Origin of the sequence: Peptoniphilus grossensis (genome assembly GCF_001940285.1) — a bacterium.
GTDB lineage: Bacteria > Bacillota > Clostridia > Tissierellales > Peptoniphilaceae > Peptoniphilus_A > Peptoniphilus_A faecalis.
Genome location: NZ_MJIH01000008.1, coordinates 119,715 through 137,944, shown reverse-complemented (window position 1 = coordinate 137,944; position 18,230 = coordinate 119,715). Strand labels below are relative to the sequence as shown.

Here is an 18,230-nt window from a genome sequence, read left to right as displayed (position 1 = left end):
TTCCCTTCAACCTCAAGAACTACACTTAAAACCCTAGACCTAAGCCCAAGATACAAATGAAGTTAATAAATTAGAACCTAACAGACCCTATGATTCAACTTTTGTATGTATGTAGATGAACATGAGGATTTAGAGGAAGAATTTTCTTTATATGATTCTAAGGAAAATAAGGGTTTAATAGTTTTAAATATAGATTCATCCCTAGAAGATAGGGGAAAAGAAGGTCAAGATATGAGTTTAATAGGATAACAATAGATCCTGATGAACCCACTATTCCACCCAAGCACCATCCTCAATAGACAAAGTTAAGAAAATGTTTAAGGATTCTAAGATTATTTAGATGACAAGGTAGATGAATATGAAGTTAAAGAAAAACTAGAAGAATCTAAAAACTTCTTAGATGAAAAGGCTAAGGAATATCAAGTAAAAGATAAATTAAAACAATCTAAGGACTATATATCTAATAAGGTTGAGGAATATCAAGTAAAAGATAAATTAAAACAATCTAAGGACTATATATCTAATAAGGTATCGGATTTAGATATAGAAGATTTAATTAAGCCTCCTAAAAATGCTAATAGGTTTGAGGGGATGAGCTTGAGAAGAAGTGGGGATGGGATAAGAAAGACGATATTGATGAAAATATAAACCTTATCAATCCTGAGATTACAAATAACGATAAGAAGAATAAAGAAAAGAAATCTTTATTCAAGAAACTTTTTGGAAGAAAGTAACTTCTGTATTTTAAAAAAGAAAGTGGGGGATGGGCCTAGCCCAGAATTATGTTTATAAAAACAAGAATAAATAAAATTAACGCAGATAATCTATATTGTGAAGGACAAGTTATCAGTATTCTCGATAACGATAAAAAAACAATAGAAGATAAGAAGTTAAATGATTATAAGGTCATCATTTCTTTTGACAAGATTGACCTATCAACTTCTTTAAAGAATTATGATTTTATGATTAATGAAACTGTAATAGGTAAGGTTATAGAAACTGATGACAAAGGAAAGTTAATCTCTTTAGATATTTCTGAATATCAAAAAGAAATCTTTGATGATTTTGTAAAAGGTGGCCCTTATAAGGCTAAAATCCTATGGTTCCTATCTTATGGTGCTATGGTAAAAGTAAATGAATTTCTAGGAATTATTAAGAACTCTGATTTTTCTAATAAATACCTAAAGGTTTCTCAATTTTACCACCCAGGAGATTTAATTGAGGTAGAAGTTGCAAATACTTACTTAAATAAGATTTATTTTAAGCCAACTGATATGAGTCACGAAGATTATCAAGCTGACCTATCTAAGTATAAGGTTAATGATGTAATAATAGTTAGAATTAGCTCAACTAGACCTTGGGGAATTTTTGTAGGCATAGCTCCAGGTGTTGACGGACTTTGTAATAATCCAGATAACCTTGGCTTAAAAGCAGGTATGAAAATAGCCTACAAGATTACAAAAATTAATGAAAAGGGAATCAAAGGTCGCTTTGTTAAATTGATTGGTTAAGGTGATCTTATGTATTTCCTAAACAATCAAAATTTACTAGAAATAGATGATTCTTACCACCAAGTTTTTAAAAATCCCTTCCATGTAAACCTAGCCCTACATGAAATTCCTAGAATGAAGGATGCTGGCGACTTAACTGATTTAGATGTTAAAGTCTGTAAACTAGTCCATAAATTCACATTCCTAGACAAGCAAAGAATTGAAAGATTGTTGGGAGTTGAAATTAAGGATAGGTTGGAAAGCTTGGTGAATATGAGGGTATTGAACAAGTTTGTTTTATCTAATGGATATGAAGATTATCCAAAGGTTCATGACTTAGATGTTCCAGATATTATTAAAATGAAGAACAAGGAAGTTCTTGAAAAAGACTGCTATATATTGTATTGCCTAGATATGGCAGGTAAGGTTTTATTAGAAAAATATACTAACCTCGATCTTGAATCTTGGTACACATCAGAAAACTTAATAAGAGCCAATGCAGTTCTTAAAAATTGATACTAAGTGATTTTTATATAAATATTATGGAAAACACTAAGCAATATACTTGTGAAGAATTTAACCTAGGAAGGACTTTTTATGTAAATAAGAAACCCCTAACCAATGACGCTGATTTAACAATGAGGTTAAATAACCACAAGGTAAACTATATTTTATTAACTTTGAGGGATGAAGATTTTCCTCAATATTTAAGGTCTATTTCAGAAAGATATGAAATATTATTGACTACTAAATCTTGGAAGAAATACTTCTTTGAAATAGAAGAAAGCCCAGTTTGACTAATAAATTGTCCTACCCTTAGTGCTAAATCTGTATTTTCACAAATAATTAGTAAAACTGGGCTTTCTTCTATTTCAAAGAAGTATTTCTTCCAAGATTTAGTAGTCAATAATATTTCATATCTTTCTGAAATAGACCTTAAATATTGAGGAAAATCTTCATCCCTCAAAGTTAATAAAATATAGTTTACCTTGTGGTTATTTAACCTCATTGTTAAATCAGCGTCATTGGTTAGGGGTTTCTTATTTACATAAAAAGTCCTTCCTAGGTTAAATTCTTCACAAGTATATTGCTTAGTGTTTTCCATAATATTTATATAAAAATCACTTAGTATCAATTTTTTAAGAACTGCATTGGCTCTTATTAAGTTTTCTGATGTGTACCAAGATTCAAGATCGAGGTTAGTATATTTTTCTAATAAAACCTTACCTGCCATATCTAGGCAATACAATATATAGCAGTCTTTTTCAAGAACTTCCTTGTTCTTCATTTTAATAATATCTGGAACATCTAAGTCATGAACCTTTGGATAATCTTCATATCCATTAGATAAAACAAACTTGTTCAATACCCTCATATTCACCAAGCTTTCCAACCTATCCTTAATTTCAACTCCCAACAATCTTTCATTCTTTGCTTGTCTAGGAATGTGAATTTATGGACTAGTTTACAGACTTTAACATCTAAATCAGTTAAGTCGCCAGCATCCTTCATTCTAGGAATTTCATGTAGGGCTAGGTTTACATGGAAGGGATTTTTAAAAACTTGGTGGTAAGAATCATCTATTTCTAGTAAATTTTGATTGTTTAGGAAATACATAAGATCACCTTAACCAATCAATTTAACAAAGCGACCTTTGATTCCCTTTTCATTAATTTTTGTAATCTTGTAGGCTATTTCATACCTGCTTTTAAGCCAAGGTTATCTGGATTATTACAAAGTCCGTCAACACCTGGAGCTATGCCTACAAAAATTCCCCAAGGTCTAGTTGAGCTAATTCTAACTATTATTACATCATTAACCTTATACTTAGATAGGTCAGCTTGATAATCTTCGTGACTCATATCAGTTGGCTTAAAATAAATCTTATTTAAGTAAGTATTTGCAACTTCTACCTCAATTAAATCTCCTGGGTGGTAAAATTGAGAAACCTTTAGGTATTTATTAGAAAAATCAGAGTTCTTAATAATTCCTAGAAATTCATTTACTTTTACCATAGCACCATAAGATAGGAACCATAGGATTTTAGCCTTATAAGGGCCACCTTTTACAAATCATCAAAGATTTCTTTTTGATATTCAGAAATATCTAAAGAGATTAACTTTCCTTTGTCATCAGTTTCTATAACCTTACCTATTACAGTTTCATTAATCATAAAATCATAATTCTTTAAAGAAGTTGATAGGTCAATCTTGTCAAAAGAAATGATGACCTTATAATCATTTAACTTCTTATCTTCTATTGTTTTTTTATCGTTATCGAGAATACTGATAACTTGTCCTTCACAATATAGATTATCTGCGTTAATTTTATTTATTCTTGTTTTTATAAACATAATTCTGGGCTAGGCCCATCCCCCACTTTCTTTTTTAAAATACAGAAGTTACTTTCTTCCAAAAAGTTTCTTGAATAAAGATTTCTTTTCTTTATTCTTCTTATCGTTATTTGTAATCTCAGGATTGATAAGGTTTATATTTTCATCAATATCGTCTTTCTTATCCCATCCCCACTTCTTCTCAAGCTCATCCCCTCAAACCTATTAGCATTTTTAGGAGGCTTAATTAAATCTTCTATATCTAAATCCGATACCTTATTAGATATATAGTCCTTAGATTGTTTTAATTTATCTTTTACTTGATATTCCTCAACCTTATTAGATATATAGTCCTTAGATTGTTTTAATTTATCTTTTACTTGATATTCCTTAGCCTTTTCATCTAAGAAGTTTTTAGATTCTTCTAGTTTTTCTTTAACTTCATATTCATCTACCTTGTCATCTAAATAATCTTTAGAATCCTTAAACATTTTCTTAACTTTGTCTATTGAGGATTGGTGCTTGGGTGGAATAGTGGGTTCATCAGATCTATTGTTATCCTATTTAAACTCATATCTTGACCTTCTTTTCCCCTATCTTCTAGGGATGAATCTATATTTAAAACTATTAAACCCTTATTTTCCTTAGAATCATATAAAGAAAATTCTTCCTCTAAATCCTCATGTTCATCTACATACATATCAAAAGTTGAATCATAGGGTCTGTTAGGTTCTAATTTATTAACTTCATTTGTATCTTGGCTTAGGTCTAGGGTTTTAAGTGTAGGTTCTTGAGGTTGAAGGGAAGGGTTTGAGTCTTGGCTTAAATCTAAGATTTCTTCAGGTTTTGTTTTTAAGTCAAATTTCTTCTTTTGGTTTTTCTTCAACTTCTAAGACTAAATTTTCAGATTTATCTTCTTCCACATTCATAGTACCTAGGTCTAAGAATATTTCTTTATCACTAGAGTTTTCAGTTTCTTCTCGATCTACTGGTTTTATATCTAGCTTAATAGGAGTTACTAAATCTTTATCTTTAAGTTCTTCTTCTTGAGCTGGTTTAATTTCTTTTACTTCTACATCAAGTTTTTATCTTCTATAACTTCTTCTATTCTTATTTCTTCCTTATCGGATTTCGGTAAGTCGATTTTTCTTCTTTTACTTCTACCTTTTCTATTTCTTTTTCTTACCTTCTTTAAGTTGTTCTGGAGCCTTTTTCTTTTCAACTTTTGTTTTTAATTACATCAAATTTAGAATCTTTTAAATAGATAGATTCTACTTCTCCAGCATAGGTAAAGCTTTGAAGAATTTTTAAACCTAAAGGTGGTCTTTGATAAAGTTCTTCATATTCTTTTTCATCTAGTTTTTTATATCAAAATCCTTATTTAGGTTTTGCTTTTACTCTTGGAAATTTTAAAGCTTTATCTTCTTCTACTAAAGGAATTGAAGATAAGACAAATTTTAAAGAAGATGAAAGCTCTGTAGGTTGGAATGGTTTCTTAACAAAACCTATATTAAGTTCTTCCTTATATTCTTCCTTATCATCCATAGATTGTAGTAGGATAATCCCTAATTCATTAGCTGGATAGATTTTTCTTATCTGTTCTATAATTTTCTTATGGTCTTTAATAGTATCTGCTATTAAAAGCCCTTTTACATCATTATTCCTCATAGCATAGCTAAGGTCTTTTAAATTATCTACGCTAATATACTTGTAATTCTTTCTTAGAATATTACTTACAAGTTTCTTTGAGGCTTGGTTTTCATCAAATATAACTACTATTGGTTTGATCATGTATTTCCTCCTCATCTACTGTAAAAGTAGGAGTATATGAGGGCTTGTTTTTTTATTAGGTAGCCCCTCTCCTACTTTTAATACTTCCTAAAATTAATCTTCAAATATAAACTCAAGGCTTCCGTCATCTTTGAGTTTTAATTTGGCATTTCCCTTCTTACCAGATTTCCAAGTAAATTCTTTTTCATCTGTTGTACCACCACTTAGGAGGATTTTATATCTGCCTTAGTGATTGGACTATGACAAAGGGTTTTACCAAAGATAAAATCACAAGAATCCTTATAACCTTCACATAGGTAATAATTCTTGCCTTCTATTACTTTCCTGCCACACTTAGGGCAAGTACCTACTTCTTCTTTTGGAAGTTTTTTATTTTCTGGGAAGATAAAAACAAGTTTACCTTCATCATCAAGTCTTAACTTGGCTGAGCCAGTCTTGCCTGACTTCCAAGTAAATTCCTTTTCTTCGGTTTCTTCTCCATTAAGTAGTCTTTCTACATCTTCTACCTCAATGTCTGTATGGCATAGAGTTCCTGGTAGGGTAAAATCACACATAATGCCAGAGTCTGACTTATAGTTTTCGCACTTATAAAACTTCTTGGCATTTACTACATGACCACCACACTTAGGACAAGTACCAATGACTGCCCCACTTCTATTCATAACTCGTTTTTCCGTACTTTCTTTTAGGCTATTTATATCTTCACTCATACTATCAACTATTTCCTTTCTAAATACACTTGGGTCTAGTTCCCCACTCTCAATTTCCTTTAGCTTGCTTTCAAGAGATCCAGTTAAAGATATGTCTTGAATTTTATGATTAAGGCTTGTGAGAATAATCTCTTGTCCTAAATCGCTTATATAAATATAGTTATTCTTTATGCTGATATATTTTTTCTTTTTAAGTTTTTCAATAATGCCTGCTCTTGTTGCAGGAGTACCTATGCCCCCTACTTCTTTAAGTATGTCTTTATACTGGTCTAAGTCCTCAACCATACTTAGGGTTGGATTTTGCATAACCATTAGTAGACTTGCTTCAGTATAATGACTTGGAGGTCTAGTTATAGATTCTTTAATCTTAGAAGATTTGATTGGAATTTCTTCCCCAACCTTGATTTCCTTTACAACTTCCCTATCTTCTTTTAAGCCTAGGAGAATTTCTCCATAACCTCTTTCAATTACTAGGGATTTATTAGCCTTATATTCCTTCTTATTTTTCTCTCCAATAATTCTATAAACCTCTTTTTTAATTGGTTTTAAGAAAATAATAAAGAATCTTTTAAGGATATATTCATACAAAAGTTTTTCATCACTATTTAAGTTAGAGCTAGTTTTACCCGTTGGAATTATTGCATGGTGGTCTGTAACCTTTCCTTCGTTTATAAACCTCTTGGGTATATCGAAATTCGATAAGAGAGCTAGTTGGTTTGTTCTCTCCCACTCTGCCCCTGTATCTTTATAAGATTTGAGTTTTATAAAGGTGTCTTTGAGGGTGTCTGCTACAGCCTTTGTTAAATATCTTGAATCTGTCCTTGGGTATGAAACTAAGCCCTTTTCATATAAGGCTTGTAATATATCTAAGGTCTTTTTAGATGAAAATTTAAACATCTTATTAGCTTCTTTTTGAAGATCGGTTAAGTCTGGTAACAATGGAGGGTTTGTATATTCAAAGTTCTTTTGAAATTCCTTACATATAAGAAACTTGTCCTTATCTATTTCAGCCTTCATTTTTTCAACATCCAGTTTATCCTCATAGTTCCCCGACTTATAGGTCATATCGGATTTCGATAAGACTTCTAAGTAGTAGGATTTTTTGGATTTGAAGTTTTTTATTTCTTCATCTCGGTTGAAGATGAGTTTGAGGACTGGGGTCATTACCCTCCCCATAGCCATCCCTGTATAAGAAGAAATTGAATAAAATCTGGAGTAATTCATACCATACAGCCAGTCAATCTCTTGTCGTATAAGAGCTGATTCTTTTAAATTTTCCAAGTCTTGATTTGTATAATCTAAAAGATTATCCATAGCCTCCTTAATAGAGGTATCAGTAATATCTTTTAGCCAGAGCCTCTTAACTAAAGTCTTGATATTTAGTAAATCATAGACATTCCAGAAGATTGCCTCACCTTCACGCCCTGCATCAGTAGCGTTTATAATAAAATCAAACTTGTTAGTTTTTATTAGTTCTTTTATCTCTTTAAATAATTTTTTGTCCGTAATCTCATATTTAAAATTACTCGGTATCATGGGGAGTTCATTTATATCCCAACTTTTCCAAGAATCTTTGTATTTTTCAGGCTCATATAAACAAGTAATATGACCGTGTAAAGGCTTGTAGGTGATATTAAAATCGCCAAAACTTGAACCTATAACTTGCGATATTGCCCTTGAAACAGAAGGTTTTTCTGTAATTAATAAAACATTCTTCATATTTACCTCCTAGAGTAAAGTTATCGAGAGAATCCACCTTTATATTTCATATACTCGAAAAGTGGAGAGAATAAAGCGACTTGGATTTAATATTAAAAGCTCTTATCTCCACTTTTCAGGTACTTGCAAAATAACTTGTGTCTTGTATAGACCTTGCTATACTACAAGTAAAGATTAAGACTTATCGAAATCCGATAGGTTAAATATATAATTAATTTTTAATGATTACCCCTAAGAGGAAAGTAGGTGGCTATATGCTTAAAGTTTATGCTGCTGGGTTAGATACGCTAACACCAGAAGAAGTTAGTAAATTAAACAAGGCTCTAGGAGCCTTTAAGGGTGAAATTAATGACCTAGCAACTTTTTTAATAGCCTTCACATTAGTAACAGCTATACTATGTCTGATTATTCACTTTATTCGACTTCAAGGATCCTATAGTCATCCTTTAATTCGTAGAGATATTTTGAAGGACATATTTACTGTTCTAATATGTGTATCATTGTTATCGGCTGTCGGTTTAATAGTTTCACTAATATTAAATTCCTTCATATAGGAATAGGGGGTAAAGAATGAATTTTAATGAAATAAGATACAAAAATATGATGGATAAAATTTTCCAAGACGCTGGAAATCTGGAGAGTTTAATTCCTTATGAATCCAAAATCTTGGTTTATGAAGATTGTGTCGTGACTTTAACCTTGGATGAAGAAGGTTATGCCAATGTTCAAATCTTCGCAGGAGATGTTAAGAATGTTTTTATAGAAACATCTGATGAACTTGAATCTTTACTTGGAGAAGATCCAGTAGAAGAAATTAAGTCATATATTTTGGAAATCAATAAGTGATTATATTTAGGAGGAAACAAATGAATAAGAAAAAAATTATAACAATGTGCTTAGCAGCAAGCCTATTAAGTCCAATAGGAACTTTTGCTCAATCAATGGATAGTGCTAACAATATTTCTTACTTATACCTAAAAGAAAAGCAAGCTAAAGGTTTAACTCTTAAAGAAACCCTAGAGGCCTATAAGAAAAATGACTATTCTTTTGCTAGAAGTGATTTAGGTGTAAGAAACAACATATTTAATGACTATAAAGTTAAAGCTACTACTGGTGACCTAGTTACTAATGATGTAGAAGAAGTCAAAAACTCAATGACTAATGACTTAAATAGTCTAAGTTTAAAAGAATTAAGAGATAAAACTACTGACTTGTTAAAAGATCTAAAAGTTAGAATTAACTATGGGGTAGATGAGCTAAATAAAGATGAACTTATTCCACTAATAATTAAGCTTATAGATATGCAAGAAGTTAGAGATAGGGAAGAATCAAAACACGAAATTGTTATTGAGGATGAAGAAGAAGTATCGAAATCCGATAAGAAGGATAATAAGATAGAAGATATAAAAGAAGATACTAAGGCTAAAGCAGAAGAAAAAACTACAGACAATAAACTAGAAAAGAAGGCTTCATCCTCTAAGTCTAATAACAAAGAAGTTAAAACTAATGAAAGTTTTAATTGGGATAACTTCTCTTTCAAAGAGCAAAATAATAAGAAGGCTCAACCAGCACCAGCTATAGAAAATAATCCTCAAACTAATGCAAGTATGAAGGATTTTATTAATAATACTGGTTTCCAAGAGGATAATAAATTACAACAAAAAGATGAAAGTAAGGCTCCAGAAAATAATCAAAATAATCCTCAAGCTGATATAGATAATTTCTCCTTTGATAGTCTCAAAGAAGAAAATCTTCCTTCAGTTTTTGAAAGTCCTAAACTTGAATCTACTGAACCTAGACAAACTTTACAAATTGCCCTAGGTAAGGAAGAAAATCCAAAATGGATTGATACTGGTATAGTTGTTAGTCAAAATAATGACAACTCTATCTTAGGTAATACTAAGGCAACACTATCAGTTATTAGTAAAATGACTGATCTTAAAAAGGTTGATGGAAAGAAAGATAATGCTTTAGTTTTATATAAGGGTCAATTCAAAGAAATTACATCGAATTTCGATATAGAAAACCTATTAAATATCCAAATAAAAGCACAAGATTCACGAATGGGTGGTAAGTTTAATCTAGCTGATTATCTTGAAATGAATGGTAACCTAGTTGTGGTGGTTAATGGTAAAAAGGTTAACCTACAAGAAGATCCTGAAGTTGATAATTCTAGGGTGCTTTTACCATTGAGGCAAATAGCTGAATCTATGGGTATAAAAATAGACTGGAATCAAGAAAAGCAAGTTGCAACTATAAATGACAACATAGTTTATGATATGTTAAATAATAGTGTAAGTAAAAATGGACAAGTATATAAACTATCTGCAAATCCTAAATTAAATAAAAATAAGAGAATACTTACAGTATTAAACTTTATAGTTCACGAGTTCCAATACACAATGGAATGGAACGCTGAAGATATGCAATTAGAAATTAAGAAACCTGGTCTTGATAATTCTACTAGTAGTAATAATGGACAAATCCCTCTTTTACCTGAATTAAATAATAATCATAACAATGACATTGATTATTCAAAAAATTCAGAACCTGTTCAAACTGAAGGTAAGTTGTTTGATGAACAAGAAGTAGAGAGAGTTGGGGAAGGTAAAGATAAGGGTGAAGAAGTAACTAGGGTTAATGACAAGGACATCCAAGATTTCTTTAATGACCAAGGAGAAACTAAATAAAGAAAAGGGGTCTAGCTCCTTTTCTTCAGTAAATGTGGAGGATATATTATGAAAAATAAAATGATTATAAGCTCTTTAGCTTTATTAATGCTACTTCCAACAAGTGCTATGGCTAAAGAAAGACAATTTAAACTTACTATAAAAAATCAACCAGTTACTATAAATAAAGAAATAGGCTATCCATATATCAATAAGGATGAAAGAACTATGGTACCAATTAGGGTAATTTCTGAAAACTTAGGCTACCAAGTTGACTGGAATCAAGATAGTAAGATGACAACTATTAAGAAAGATGACAAGTTAATAGCCCTAAAAAATGAGAAAAATTTTGCAGTCATTAATAATAAGAAAGTTCCATTAGGTGTAAAACCTGACGGCACTTGGGAAAAAACTTCTGTAAAGATAAAAGACGACAGGACTTATGTACCTTTAAGATTTATAGCTGAGGCTATGAATGAAAAAGTAGATTATAAAATTGACAAAGATTTTCACTATATCAATATCTCTGGCACAGATAATCAAGCTAATCAAAAGGGAGAAAAACTTGTTAGAGATAGAATTGAAATCAAGCAAAAAAACTTCCCTAAAGATTATCTTCAAGGCTTTGAACTAGAAATTGATCCAATTAAGGATAAAGATTTAATTGGAGTTCCATACCAAATTGAATTAATCAGTCCTAAATATACAAACCTAGAAATGAAAGATGTTTTTGAAAATAAGGGTTATATTCCTATTGGTGATAAATTTGCAAAAGTTACTGATGAAACAATAAATCCTCAAGGTTTTATTCATTCCCTAACTGCTGATATGTTTAAAGTGTATAGGGATGCCAAGACTAAAAAGCCAATAGCTATCCCTAAATCTGGAGATATTTTTAGATATAAAATAACTTTTAACCTACCTGAAGGTCAACAAATTCAAATTATTGATTGTATTATGCCGTAATATTTCCTAATTAAGAGCCGAAAGGCTCTTTTTTTTATATCTCTTGTAATTTAAAAGATTACTAACTTTAAGGAGGTTTTTTATGAAGAAATTATTAATATTTTTTGTAGCAATAATGGTTTTGCTACCTAGTCAAATTTTTGCAGAGGAAGTAGGGGTAAAATATAACGATTATCTTAGACTCTTAGAACAACGATATAATATTAAGGTTAAAACCCCAACTATTAATTTTACTGGTACTATTACTACTCCCGATGGTAAAAAAATCAATGTAAATCCTAACAAGGGTGTAAAAGCTGATAACTTTAGCCGAAAAGATGGAATAACTGATTTGGAGTTAGCTGCTGAAGTTCCAGTAAACTCAAGCATTACTTTGAAGGACTTGTCTGTTCCTGCAAATGGCAAACTTACATCTTGGGATTGGCAGTTATTTTATTCTAAAAATGAAAAAGGCTTCCCACTTGATAGAACTGAAAAGGAAGTAGTAACAAGTAGGCAAGATAAGACCTATAAGTTTGATAAACCTGGTGTTTATTATCTTCACCTTAATGTAGCTGATAAAATAAAAACCAAAAAAATAAAGGGTGATGGTGTAGAGATATATTCTAATCAAGGTAATTGGCATTACAAGTCAATTCGACCAGTAGGTGAATTAAAAATAGAAGATTGGTACTTCTTATCTATGAAGGTTAAAGTTACTGACAATGAAAAGCCAGATATGATGATTACTAAACTTGATTTAGTTGGTGATCAAAGTGGAAATTCAAAATCTTTTAAAACTGGTGAAAATATCAGACTTATCTACACTCCAAATATAGTAAATAAAAAAGAGTGCCTAGATAATCATTCTTATATTATTAGTTTTATTAAAGATGGTAAGACTGTAAAATTTAATCAAGATATTACAAGCAGCAAGCTTTGTGAAAATAAGTTAATACCACTTAAATTTCCTAATCCAATCAGGTCAACTGAAGAAGGCTCAGGCAAAGTTTGTGTGGAAGTAAATCAAAGACATACTAAAGCTGGAGATAATATAGCCAATGAAAATGATAAGAAGTGTATAGACTTTGATATTACTGGTGGAAAGAATGATATGGGTGTATCAAATATTAGCATTGGTGGAAAACTAAAGAAAAACCAAGCTTTTAGACCTACTATGAATCTAAACCACATTTCTGGTAATAAAAAGATACAAAACCCTAGATTTATAATCGAGGTCAAGGATGAAAATGGCAGAACTATTTTACAAGAAAGAAAATCCCATAGTGGAATCTTAAATCCAAATACTAGTATCTCTGTTTCCACAAATGGAACTACTTCAACATCAACAAACAAAGTTGTTGTCTGTGGTAGGGTAGACCCATATCACACAAGAGTTAATGAAAATATGGCTAATAGTAATGATAGTGCTTGTAAAGAATTTAGAATTGATGGTAACAACAAAAACTACGCTATAAATAATTTAAAGGTAATTCCATCTTCTTTAAAAATATCTAAAGATAGTGGTTCTATTAGAACTTTTGCTACTCTTAATATGAATTTAGTTAATGATTCATCTCAAAATGATCCATTACCAAATAATCCTATTTTAAGAGTTTATGTTAATAATAGACTTGTTAAGCAAGAAAATGTCAATATAGCTCCAGGTTCTACAAAACCTTATTCTATTACTATTTTTGAAACTTTTCATGCTAATAATAACTTTATAAGGGTTACAATTAATGAAGATCGAAGAATACCTGAAAAACTATTAAATAACGCAGACCCTTATAGGGATAATGCAACTGACACTAATCTTAATGTTGGTAAGCTAGAAGCTTGTCAAGAGTGTTTAACTCCTAATAGAAAATCTTATTGGTCTGAAAGATTTACAACAACAACCTATACTGGTACTTATTATGAAGATCATTATGGCTATCCATATTGTTTAAATTCAAATACTAGAAGTACAAGTACAAACAAAGGATTTGAAGAAGAATATTATATAGACAAGGTTTTATTTAGAAGTAAAGTAACAAAGGACAATAACCTAGGTAATAATAGTTGGATAGATATTAAAAATGCTACTGGCAAAGTAAAAGCTGGCTATGGTTTTGAATTAAAAATTATAACTAGATATAAGACAAATAGAAATATATATCCAAAGGCTACTCCTAGTAGAGATTGGTGTAACTATCAAGAGGTAACTCCTCAATCTGTTGCTCCAGTAAATCAACCAACTACAATTAGTCTTAGACCTAACTTCACTATGGATAATAACTGGACTATGAATATAGACGAAAATTGTATGCCAATGGTAAATACTGAAACAAATGGACAATGGTATAACTCTACTATGGTATTTGAACCTGCTCTTAGAAGATCTGTTAATAACAAGTCAACTACTAGAAAAATTTATATAAGCCCAAGAACTCAATCTGGGGATTATAGCTTTACAGTTGCAACGCCTAACTTTAAAGGTTTAGATGTTGGCGTGCCAAAAACAAATAATGATAAACACGATTGTATTAGATTTACTATAAGAGTTTTAGCACAAGACGACATTAAGACTCATGTAATCCAATAATTTCATATCACAACTTAATACGACATCTACTAACAAAAAGGGAAGTAGAGTTCTAGGTCAAATTAAATAACTTAGGATGAACTTTCCTTTTTGTGTGGTAAATGTAGGCAAAGTCCTAATAAAATATACAAAAATCTTCATTCTCTTTTTCTATAAAACTAAAGAACTTTATAATTTACTATTATTCTTAACTCTTATAATTAAGAGTGTAGCAAAGCTAGTAAATAACAGGCTTTCAAACTTAAAAGATATACTTTTTTATTCCTTGAGATATACATATTTCTTCAGACTAATTTCTTTTAAATTCAAAAAATAAACTAAAAAGATTCAATTAGATTACCTAAAATCTTCATTAAGATAGCTAAAAATATCAAAGTATATTTCTAAAGATATACAAAAATCTTCATTATTAATTTTTCAAAGAATTAATATTACCATAAATCTTCAATCAAAAAGCTAGGTTACTTTTCGTAAAAGTTTTTTTACTATTTTATAGCTATTTTTTATAGTATTACCAAAAATCTTCAAAGATTGCTCCTTAAATCTTCATCAACTATACTAAAAAACTTCTTTAATATTACCAAAAATCTTCATTTTGAATAAATAAGCCAACTTTTAAAGTTTATATTCCCTTAAATATCCCATTTATAGTTTTTTAGGTCTTAAAAATGAAGAAAAAAGGTAATAATTAGAAATTTAGGAAGAAAAAAGGTAATCTTTAAAAATAAGATGAAGAAAAAAGGTAATAAAAAGGAATATTTTTAGTAATAAAAGGCTATAACTCTCTTATTTACTAGTATGTGCCTGTTTTGATTTAAAAAAACTTAACTGATATAATATTAACAAATAAGGTGGTGTAGCTATGTCTGAAAAAGAATTAGGTTATTTTGAAAAATTTGAAACAATAGATGACCTATATGACCAAGATGGAAAGGTAACACAACTCTCTATATGGTCTGATGACTCTTTAGTTAGAAAGGGAAATCCATTAATTAAATCTAGGATGTCATGGCCTTTAAATGCACAAAAAATATTGCTATTATTGGCTTCATCTTACTCTGAATTAACAGATGAGTTTGGAAATAAATTTGTTCCAGATAAAAATAAATATTTTTGGTCAATTTCTGTATCAGCTCTTGAAGATCAACTTGGCGTAAAAAGATTATCTTCTACATACTTAAAAGAATTGGCACAAGTTATGGTACAAACATCTATAGATATTAACCTTCCAACAACTAAAGAGGGTGAGTATGCTTGGAGAATGGCTCCCTTATTTGCAGACGCTACCTATCAAAGTGGTAAACTAAGTTTAGAACTTACAAGATTATGTAAAGAGCAATTAGGTAGGTTTACTTCAGGATACACCCAATATTATTTAAAAAATGTAATCAGAATGAGAAGTCAGTATTCTATAAGAATCTATGAATTAATCAACGCAGAAAAATTTAAAGCTCCTATTGGTGCAGTAACTTACTCTGTAGAAGAACTTAGACTTTTAATAGGCATAAGCGAGGATTCTTATAAAACATTTGGAATATTTAATAGTAAGGTAATAGGCCCTTCAGTTGACGAAATAAACGAAATTGACGGAGAGAACTTATATGTAGGTTATACAAAATTAAGAACTGGCAGGTCTATTAGTCATATTAAATTTTTGTATATTGATAAGAATAGGATAAAAGAAGAAGCTAATAATAAAATAAATTCCAGGAAACATCAGTATAGTTCTACTTATGATATTGATAAACTTAAAGATTTTTTAAACTTAGATAAAAAAACATCAAGTTATGATTGGAGATACTATTATGACTTGGCTTTGGCAACTATAGATTCTCATAGAAAATCTTATGAAAGTTTAAAAGATTTAGAACTTGATGATGACTATATTGTATATAATTATTTAAAGAAAAATTATGAATATGTAAAAAAAAGAGCCAATAAAAACTTTGACTCTTATTTCGTAGCTTCTTTAACTAATGATTATGCTGGTAGTTTTGGCACTATGGAGCGAATTTAATACATTTCAATTCCCCAGCCTTTACCTCTCGCAACCCAATCTAATAAATCAAACATAGTATAAATCTTTAATTTATCCCATTTTTTTAGGATACCTTCTATATAATTTACACCTAATTTATCATTGGCGATTGCTATATCAAGGGCATAATTAATTAAGTTATAATCCATATTATATTTAAACTGAAAACCAGAGATTCTTTTTCTTTCATTAGGACTTAGTGGAATATTTGAGATAGTGTTATATCTCTCTATTATTTCATTAAGTCCTAAATTTTTGCGTTCTTCTTCCTCTTTACGAGCAAAATATATTAATGCCTCTTGCTCATTTGTAACCTTTTTATCTTTTAGTCTTTTTATAATTTCATCTAAAAAATATATAGGTAAATCTTGATTTTTAAATTGCAAGTGCTTATGTATAAAATAAACTAAGGAAGGATCTATATTATTAGTCTTAATAACCTTCTTTACAATTTCTTTTTCTTTATCATCTTTTAAATCTATTAATAAAAAAAGTTTTTCAATATCCATAACTACCACCTAAAGTCATTATACCAGATTATTTTCCAAAAACCTGCTCGAACTATGTTAGGATAAAATATATTTTTATTCTTTCCTAGAATTACATAAAATAACAAACAATAAAAAGGATTAAGTCCTTTCGGAACAGTAAGGGAATTGGACAGGAAGAAAGCCTGGCAAGAAGTTATCAACTTGCACCATTCCACGGTTAAAATAAACAACTTAATAATTTACTCTATTCCAGACAACAGAGAATAGCTTTCTTTGGTTTTAAAGTTTGGTAGGTCATAGAGAGTGCAGGAGAGTTAGAACTAGCTGATAATTAGTCGCCAGAGTAGAAAATCTGGAGGGTTAAAAGTAGAAATACTGTGGGGAAAAGTCCTATGCCACACCTAAAAAATTTAACGAATGATTGATAACCATTGATGTCGGGAGTAGAAGTCTTATTTATTCCTCATGACTTCGACAGGAGCGTGAGGCGACTGCGTGTAGATATGGGTCTACGAAGAGATACGAGAACAGTCGATAATCAAAAAAGAGAAAATCTCACTGGTAAAACCTAAGAGGTGACACCGAAAGTCAACGCAAGTTGAGGGGAAAATTCTAAGACAGTTAGCTACTGCTAGAGGAGATCGCTTTCTACCAGCTCTATGAAATATGTTTTCAATAAGAATTGTCCAACTAGAAGATTTTAAAAAGTCTTTATTTTTTTTAAAAATAAGGATGATTTTATACACAATTCTTCTAGGGGGAGGGGAGATAATATTATTATAAAAAAGCAAATTGTGAAAATCTAATTGTCAGACAAACTGGTTGGTTGTTGAAAATTAAATTACATATAAAAAACAACTTGTCTTACATCTACCAAGAAAAAGCATAGTATATAAAAAGCAATCTGGGTTGGCAATAAACAAATTAGATGTGAAAAGTCTGATTACATACATCATATCATTTGCCTGCTTTTTCTAGGGTCTGAGATACTGATGAAAGCTGATTTGTAGAACACGGAGCTAGTAAAACAATAACTGATTGGTAAAGTACATCAGATGTGAGTCGAAAAAAATCCCACTAATGAATTTCGAGTTGACCGATAGGGAAACGAAGAAATTGCGAAGCCTAAAGCAAGTGGTTGACAAAAAAATAAATCTCAGCGACCTTAGTCAAAAAAAATAGGATTCAGCAACCTCTGACAAAGAAAGTAAATGTCAGCAACTGCAATTAAAAAAAAGACTTACTTTTCAAAGAACTTACATCAATTAAAAAAAACAACCTCAATCAAAAAATCATCAAGAGCTTGCAGAAAAAAGAAATCTGACTTCTTAACATTGTTTGATTTAATTTGAGCTGACTTTGACTTGATTAACTAAACTTATTCTTATTTGATATAAAACTTCTGACTTGAATTAATTTGATTTAACAATCAACTTCCTCAACATCTTCTAACTTATT

The 18,230-nt window shown here is 30.2% G+C and carries 18 protein-coding genes; 9 read left to right on the top strand and 9 right to left on the bottom strand.

The genetic code is table 11. From position 1 onward, the window contains the following. Positions 1-105: 105 nt before the first annotated feature. From BIV18_RS10735 to BIV18_RS10280, 3 genes are all read left to right on the top strand, one after another. Positions 106-249: a hypothetical protein gene (locus BIV18_RS10735; protein ID WP_178385808.1), complete on the top strand. Its 144-nt coding sequence runs from the start codon at positions 106-108 to the stop codon at positions 247-249. Positions 250-782: 533 nt separating this feature from the next. Further along, positions 783-1,511, top strand: coding sequence for a hypothetical protein (locus BIV18_RS10285; protein WP_075660432.1), 729 nt, complete (start codon positions 783-785; stop codon positions 1,509-1,511). 9 nt (positions 1,512-1,520) lie between these two features. Next, positions 1,521-2,006, top strand: a complete 486-nt coding sequence (locus BIV18_RS10280) for a hypothetical protein (protein ID WP_075660533.1) — start codon at positions 1,521-1,523, stop codon at positions 2,004-2,006. A 184-nt stretch (positions 2,007-2,190) separates the two neighbouring features. Here the strand turns inward: BIV18_RS10280 and BIV18_RS10275 are convergent, their stop codons facing one another. From BIV18_RS10275 to BIV18_RS10240, 8 genes are all read right to left on the bottom strand, one after another. Further along, a complete protein-coding gene (locus tag BIV18_RS10275; protein ID WP_144015239.1) occupies positions 2,191-2,856 on the bottom strand; it encodes a hypothetical protein in 666 nt (221 codons plus the stop codon). Positions 2,857-2,867: 11 nt separating this feature from the next. Next, complete coding sequence (locus tag BIV18_RS10270; protein WP_075660531.1) at positions 2,868-3,107, bottom strand: hypothetical protein; 240 nt, start codon at positions 3,105-3,107, stop codon at positions 2,868-2,870. A gap of 74 nt (positions 3,108-3,181) precedes the next feature. Next, positions 3,182-3,505 (bottom strand): hypothetical protein, encoded by a 324-nt coding sequence (locus BIV18_RS10265; protein WP_075660530.1) that lies wholly within the window; start codon positions 3,503-3,505, stop codon positions 3,182-3,184. 50 nt (positions 3,506-3,555) lie between these two features. Continuing rightward, the gene (locus BIV18_RS10260; protein ID WP_075660529.1) at positions 3,556-3,843 is read right to left on the bottom strand and encodes a hypothetical protein; all 288 of its coding nucleotides are present in this window, start codon (positions 3,841-3,843) and stop codon (positions 3,556-3,558) included. 134 nt (positions 3,844-3,977) lie between these two features. After that, positions 3,978-4,313, bottom strand: a complete 336-nt coding sequence (locus BIV18_RS10255; RefSeq protein ID WP_075660528.1) for a hypothetical protein — start codon at positions 4,311-4,313, stop codon at positions 3,978-3,980. 14 nt (positions 4,314-4,327) lie between these two features. Continuing rightward, complete coding sequence (locus BIV18_RS10250; protein ID WP_075660527.1) at positions 4,328-4,708, bottom strand: hypothetical protein; 381 nt, start codon at positions 4,706-4,708, stop codon at positions 4,328-4,330. Positions 4,709-5,199: 491 nt separating this feature from the next. Next, a complete protein-coding gene (locus BIV18_RS10245; protein WP_075660526.1) occupies positions 5,200-5,613 on the bottom strand; it encodes a PleD family two-component system response regulator in 414 nt (137 codons plus the stop codon). A 203-nt stretch (positions 5,614-5,816) separates the two neighbouring features. Next, positions 5,817-8,042, bottom strand: coding sequence for a type IA DNA topoisomerase (locus BIV18_RS10240; RefSeq protein ID WP_075660525.1), 2,226 nt, complete (start codon positions 8,040-8,042; stop codon positions 5,817-5,819). A gap of 254 nt (positions 8,043-8,296) precedes the next feature. Between BIV18_RS10240 and BIV18_RS10235 the strand changes: the two genes are divergently transcribed. From BIV18_RS10235 to BIV18_RS10210, 6 genes are all read left to right on the top strand, one after another. Beyond that, positions 8,297-8,596, top strand: a complete 300-nt coding sequence (locus BIV18_RS10235) for a hypothetical protein (protein WP_075660428.1) — start codon at positions 8,297-8,299, stop codon at positions 8,594-8,596. Between the two features lie 16 nt (positions 8,597-8,612). Further along, positions 8,613-8,888 carry a hypothetical protein gene (locus tag BIV18_RS10230; RefSeq protein ID WP_075660524.1) on the top strand — a complete coding sequence of 92 codons (276 nt, stop codon included), beginning with the start codon at positions 8,613-8,615 and terminating at the stop codon, positions 8,886-8,888. 20 nt (positions 8,889-8,908) lie between these two features. Next, complete coding sequence (locus BIV18_RS10225; RefSeq protein WP_075660523.1) at positions 8,909-10,732, top strand: copper amine oxidase N-terminal domain-containing protein; 1,824 nt, start codon at positions 8,909-8,911, stop codon at positions 10,730-10,732. Positions 10,733-10,780: 48 nt separating this feature from the next. After that, positions 10,781-11,677 (top strand): copper amine oxidase N-terminal domain-containing protein, encoded by an 897-nt coding sequence (locus tag BIV18_RS10220; RefSeq protein WP_075660522.1) that lies wholly within the window; start codon positions 10,781-10,783, stop codon positions 11,675-11,677. Between the two features lie 82 nt (positions 11,678-11,759). Next, entirely contained in the window at positions 11,760-14,243 is a 2,484-nt protein-coding gene (locus tag BIV18_RS10215) for a hypothetical protein (protein ID WP_075660521.1), read from the top strand. A gap of 862 nt (positions 14,244-15,105) precedes the next feature. Continuing rightward, complete coding sequence (locus BIV18_RS10210) at positions 15,106-16,260, top strand: replication initiation protein (RefSeq protein WP_075660520.1); 1,155 nt, start codon at positions 15,106-15,108, stop codon at positions 16,258-16,260. Here BIV18_RS10210 and BIV18_RS10205 read toward each other — a convergent pair. Continuing rightward, positions 16,257-16,790 carry a DnaD domain-containing protein gene (locus tag BIV18_RS10205; protein ID WP_075660519.1) on the bottom strand — a complete coding sequence of 178 codons (534 nt, stop codon included), beginning with the start codon at positions 16,788-16,790 and terminating at the stop codon, positions 16,257-16,259. The genes BIV18_RS10210 and BIV18_RS10205 overlap by 4 nt on opposite strands. Positions 16,791-18,230: the final 1,440 nt, after the last annotated feature.

Coding starts and splice junctions, on each gene's coding strand:
- BIV18_RS10735 (WP_178385808.1), top strand. CDS start 106: ATGTATGTAGATGAACATGAGGATTTAGAGGAAGAATTTTCTTTATAT.
- BIV18_RS10285 (WP_075660432.1), top strand. CDS start 783: ATGTTTATAAAAACAAGAATAAATAAAATTAACGCAGATAATCTATAT.
- BIV18_RS10280 (WP_075660533.1), top strand. CDS start 1,521: ATGTATTTCCTAAACAATCAAAATTTACTAGAAATAGATGATTCTTAC.
- BIV18_RS10270 (WP_075660531.1), bottom strand. CDS start 3,107: ATGTATTTCCTAAACAATCAAAATTTACTAGAAATAGATGATTCTTAC.
- BIV18_RS10265 (WP_075660530.1), bottom strand. CDS start 3,505: ATGGTAAAAGTAAATGAATTTCTAGGAATTATTAAGAACTCTGATTTT.
- BIV18_RS10260 (WP_075660529.1), bottom strand. CDS start 3,843: ATGTTTATAAAAACAAGAATAAATAAAATTAACGCAGATAATCTATAT.
- BIV18_RS10255 (WP_075660528.1), bottom strand. CDS start 4,313: ATGTTTAAGGATTCTAAAGATTATTTAGATGACAAGGTAGATGAATAT.
- BIV18_RS10245 (WP_075660526.1), bottom strand. CDS start 5,613: ATGATCAAACCAATAGTAGTTATATTTGATGAAAACCAAGCCTCAAAG.
- BIV18_RS10240 (WP_075660525.1), bottom strand. CDS start 8,042: ATGAAGAATGTTTTATTAATTACAGAAAAACCTTCTGTTTCAAGGGCA.
- BIV18_RS10235 (WP_075660428.1), top strand. CDS start 8,297: ATGCTTAAAGTTTATGCTGCTGGGTTAGATACGCTAACACCAGAAGAA.
- BIV18_RS10230 (WP_075660524.1), top strand. CDS start 8,613: ATGAATTTTAATGAAATAAGATACAAAAATATGATGGATAAAATTTTC.
- BIV18_RS10225 (WP_075660523.1), top strand. CDS start 8,909: ATGAATAAGAAAAAAATTATAACAATGTGCTTAGCAGCAAGCCTATTA.
- BIV18_RS10220 (WP_075660522.1), top strand. CDS start 10,781: ATGAAAAATAAAATGATTATAAGCTCTTTAGCTTTATTAATGCTACTT.
- BIV18_RS10215 (WP_075660521.1), top strand. CDS start 11,760: ATGAAGAAATTATTAATATTTTTTGTAGCAATAATGGTTTTGCTACCT.
- BIV18_RS10210 (WP_075660520.1), top strand. CDS start 15,106: ATGTCTGAAAAAGAATTAGGTTATTTTGAAAAATTTGAAACAATAGAT.
- BIV18_RS10205 (WP_075660519.1), bottom strand. CDS start 16,790: ATGGATATTGAAAAACTTTTTTTATTAATAGATTTAAAAGATGATAAA.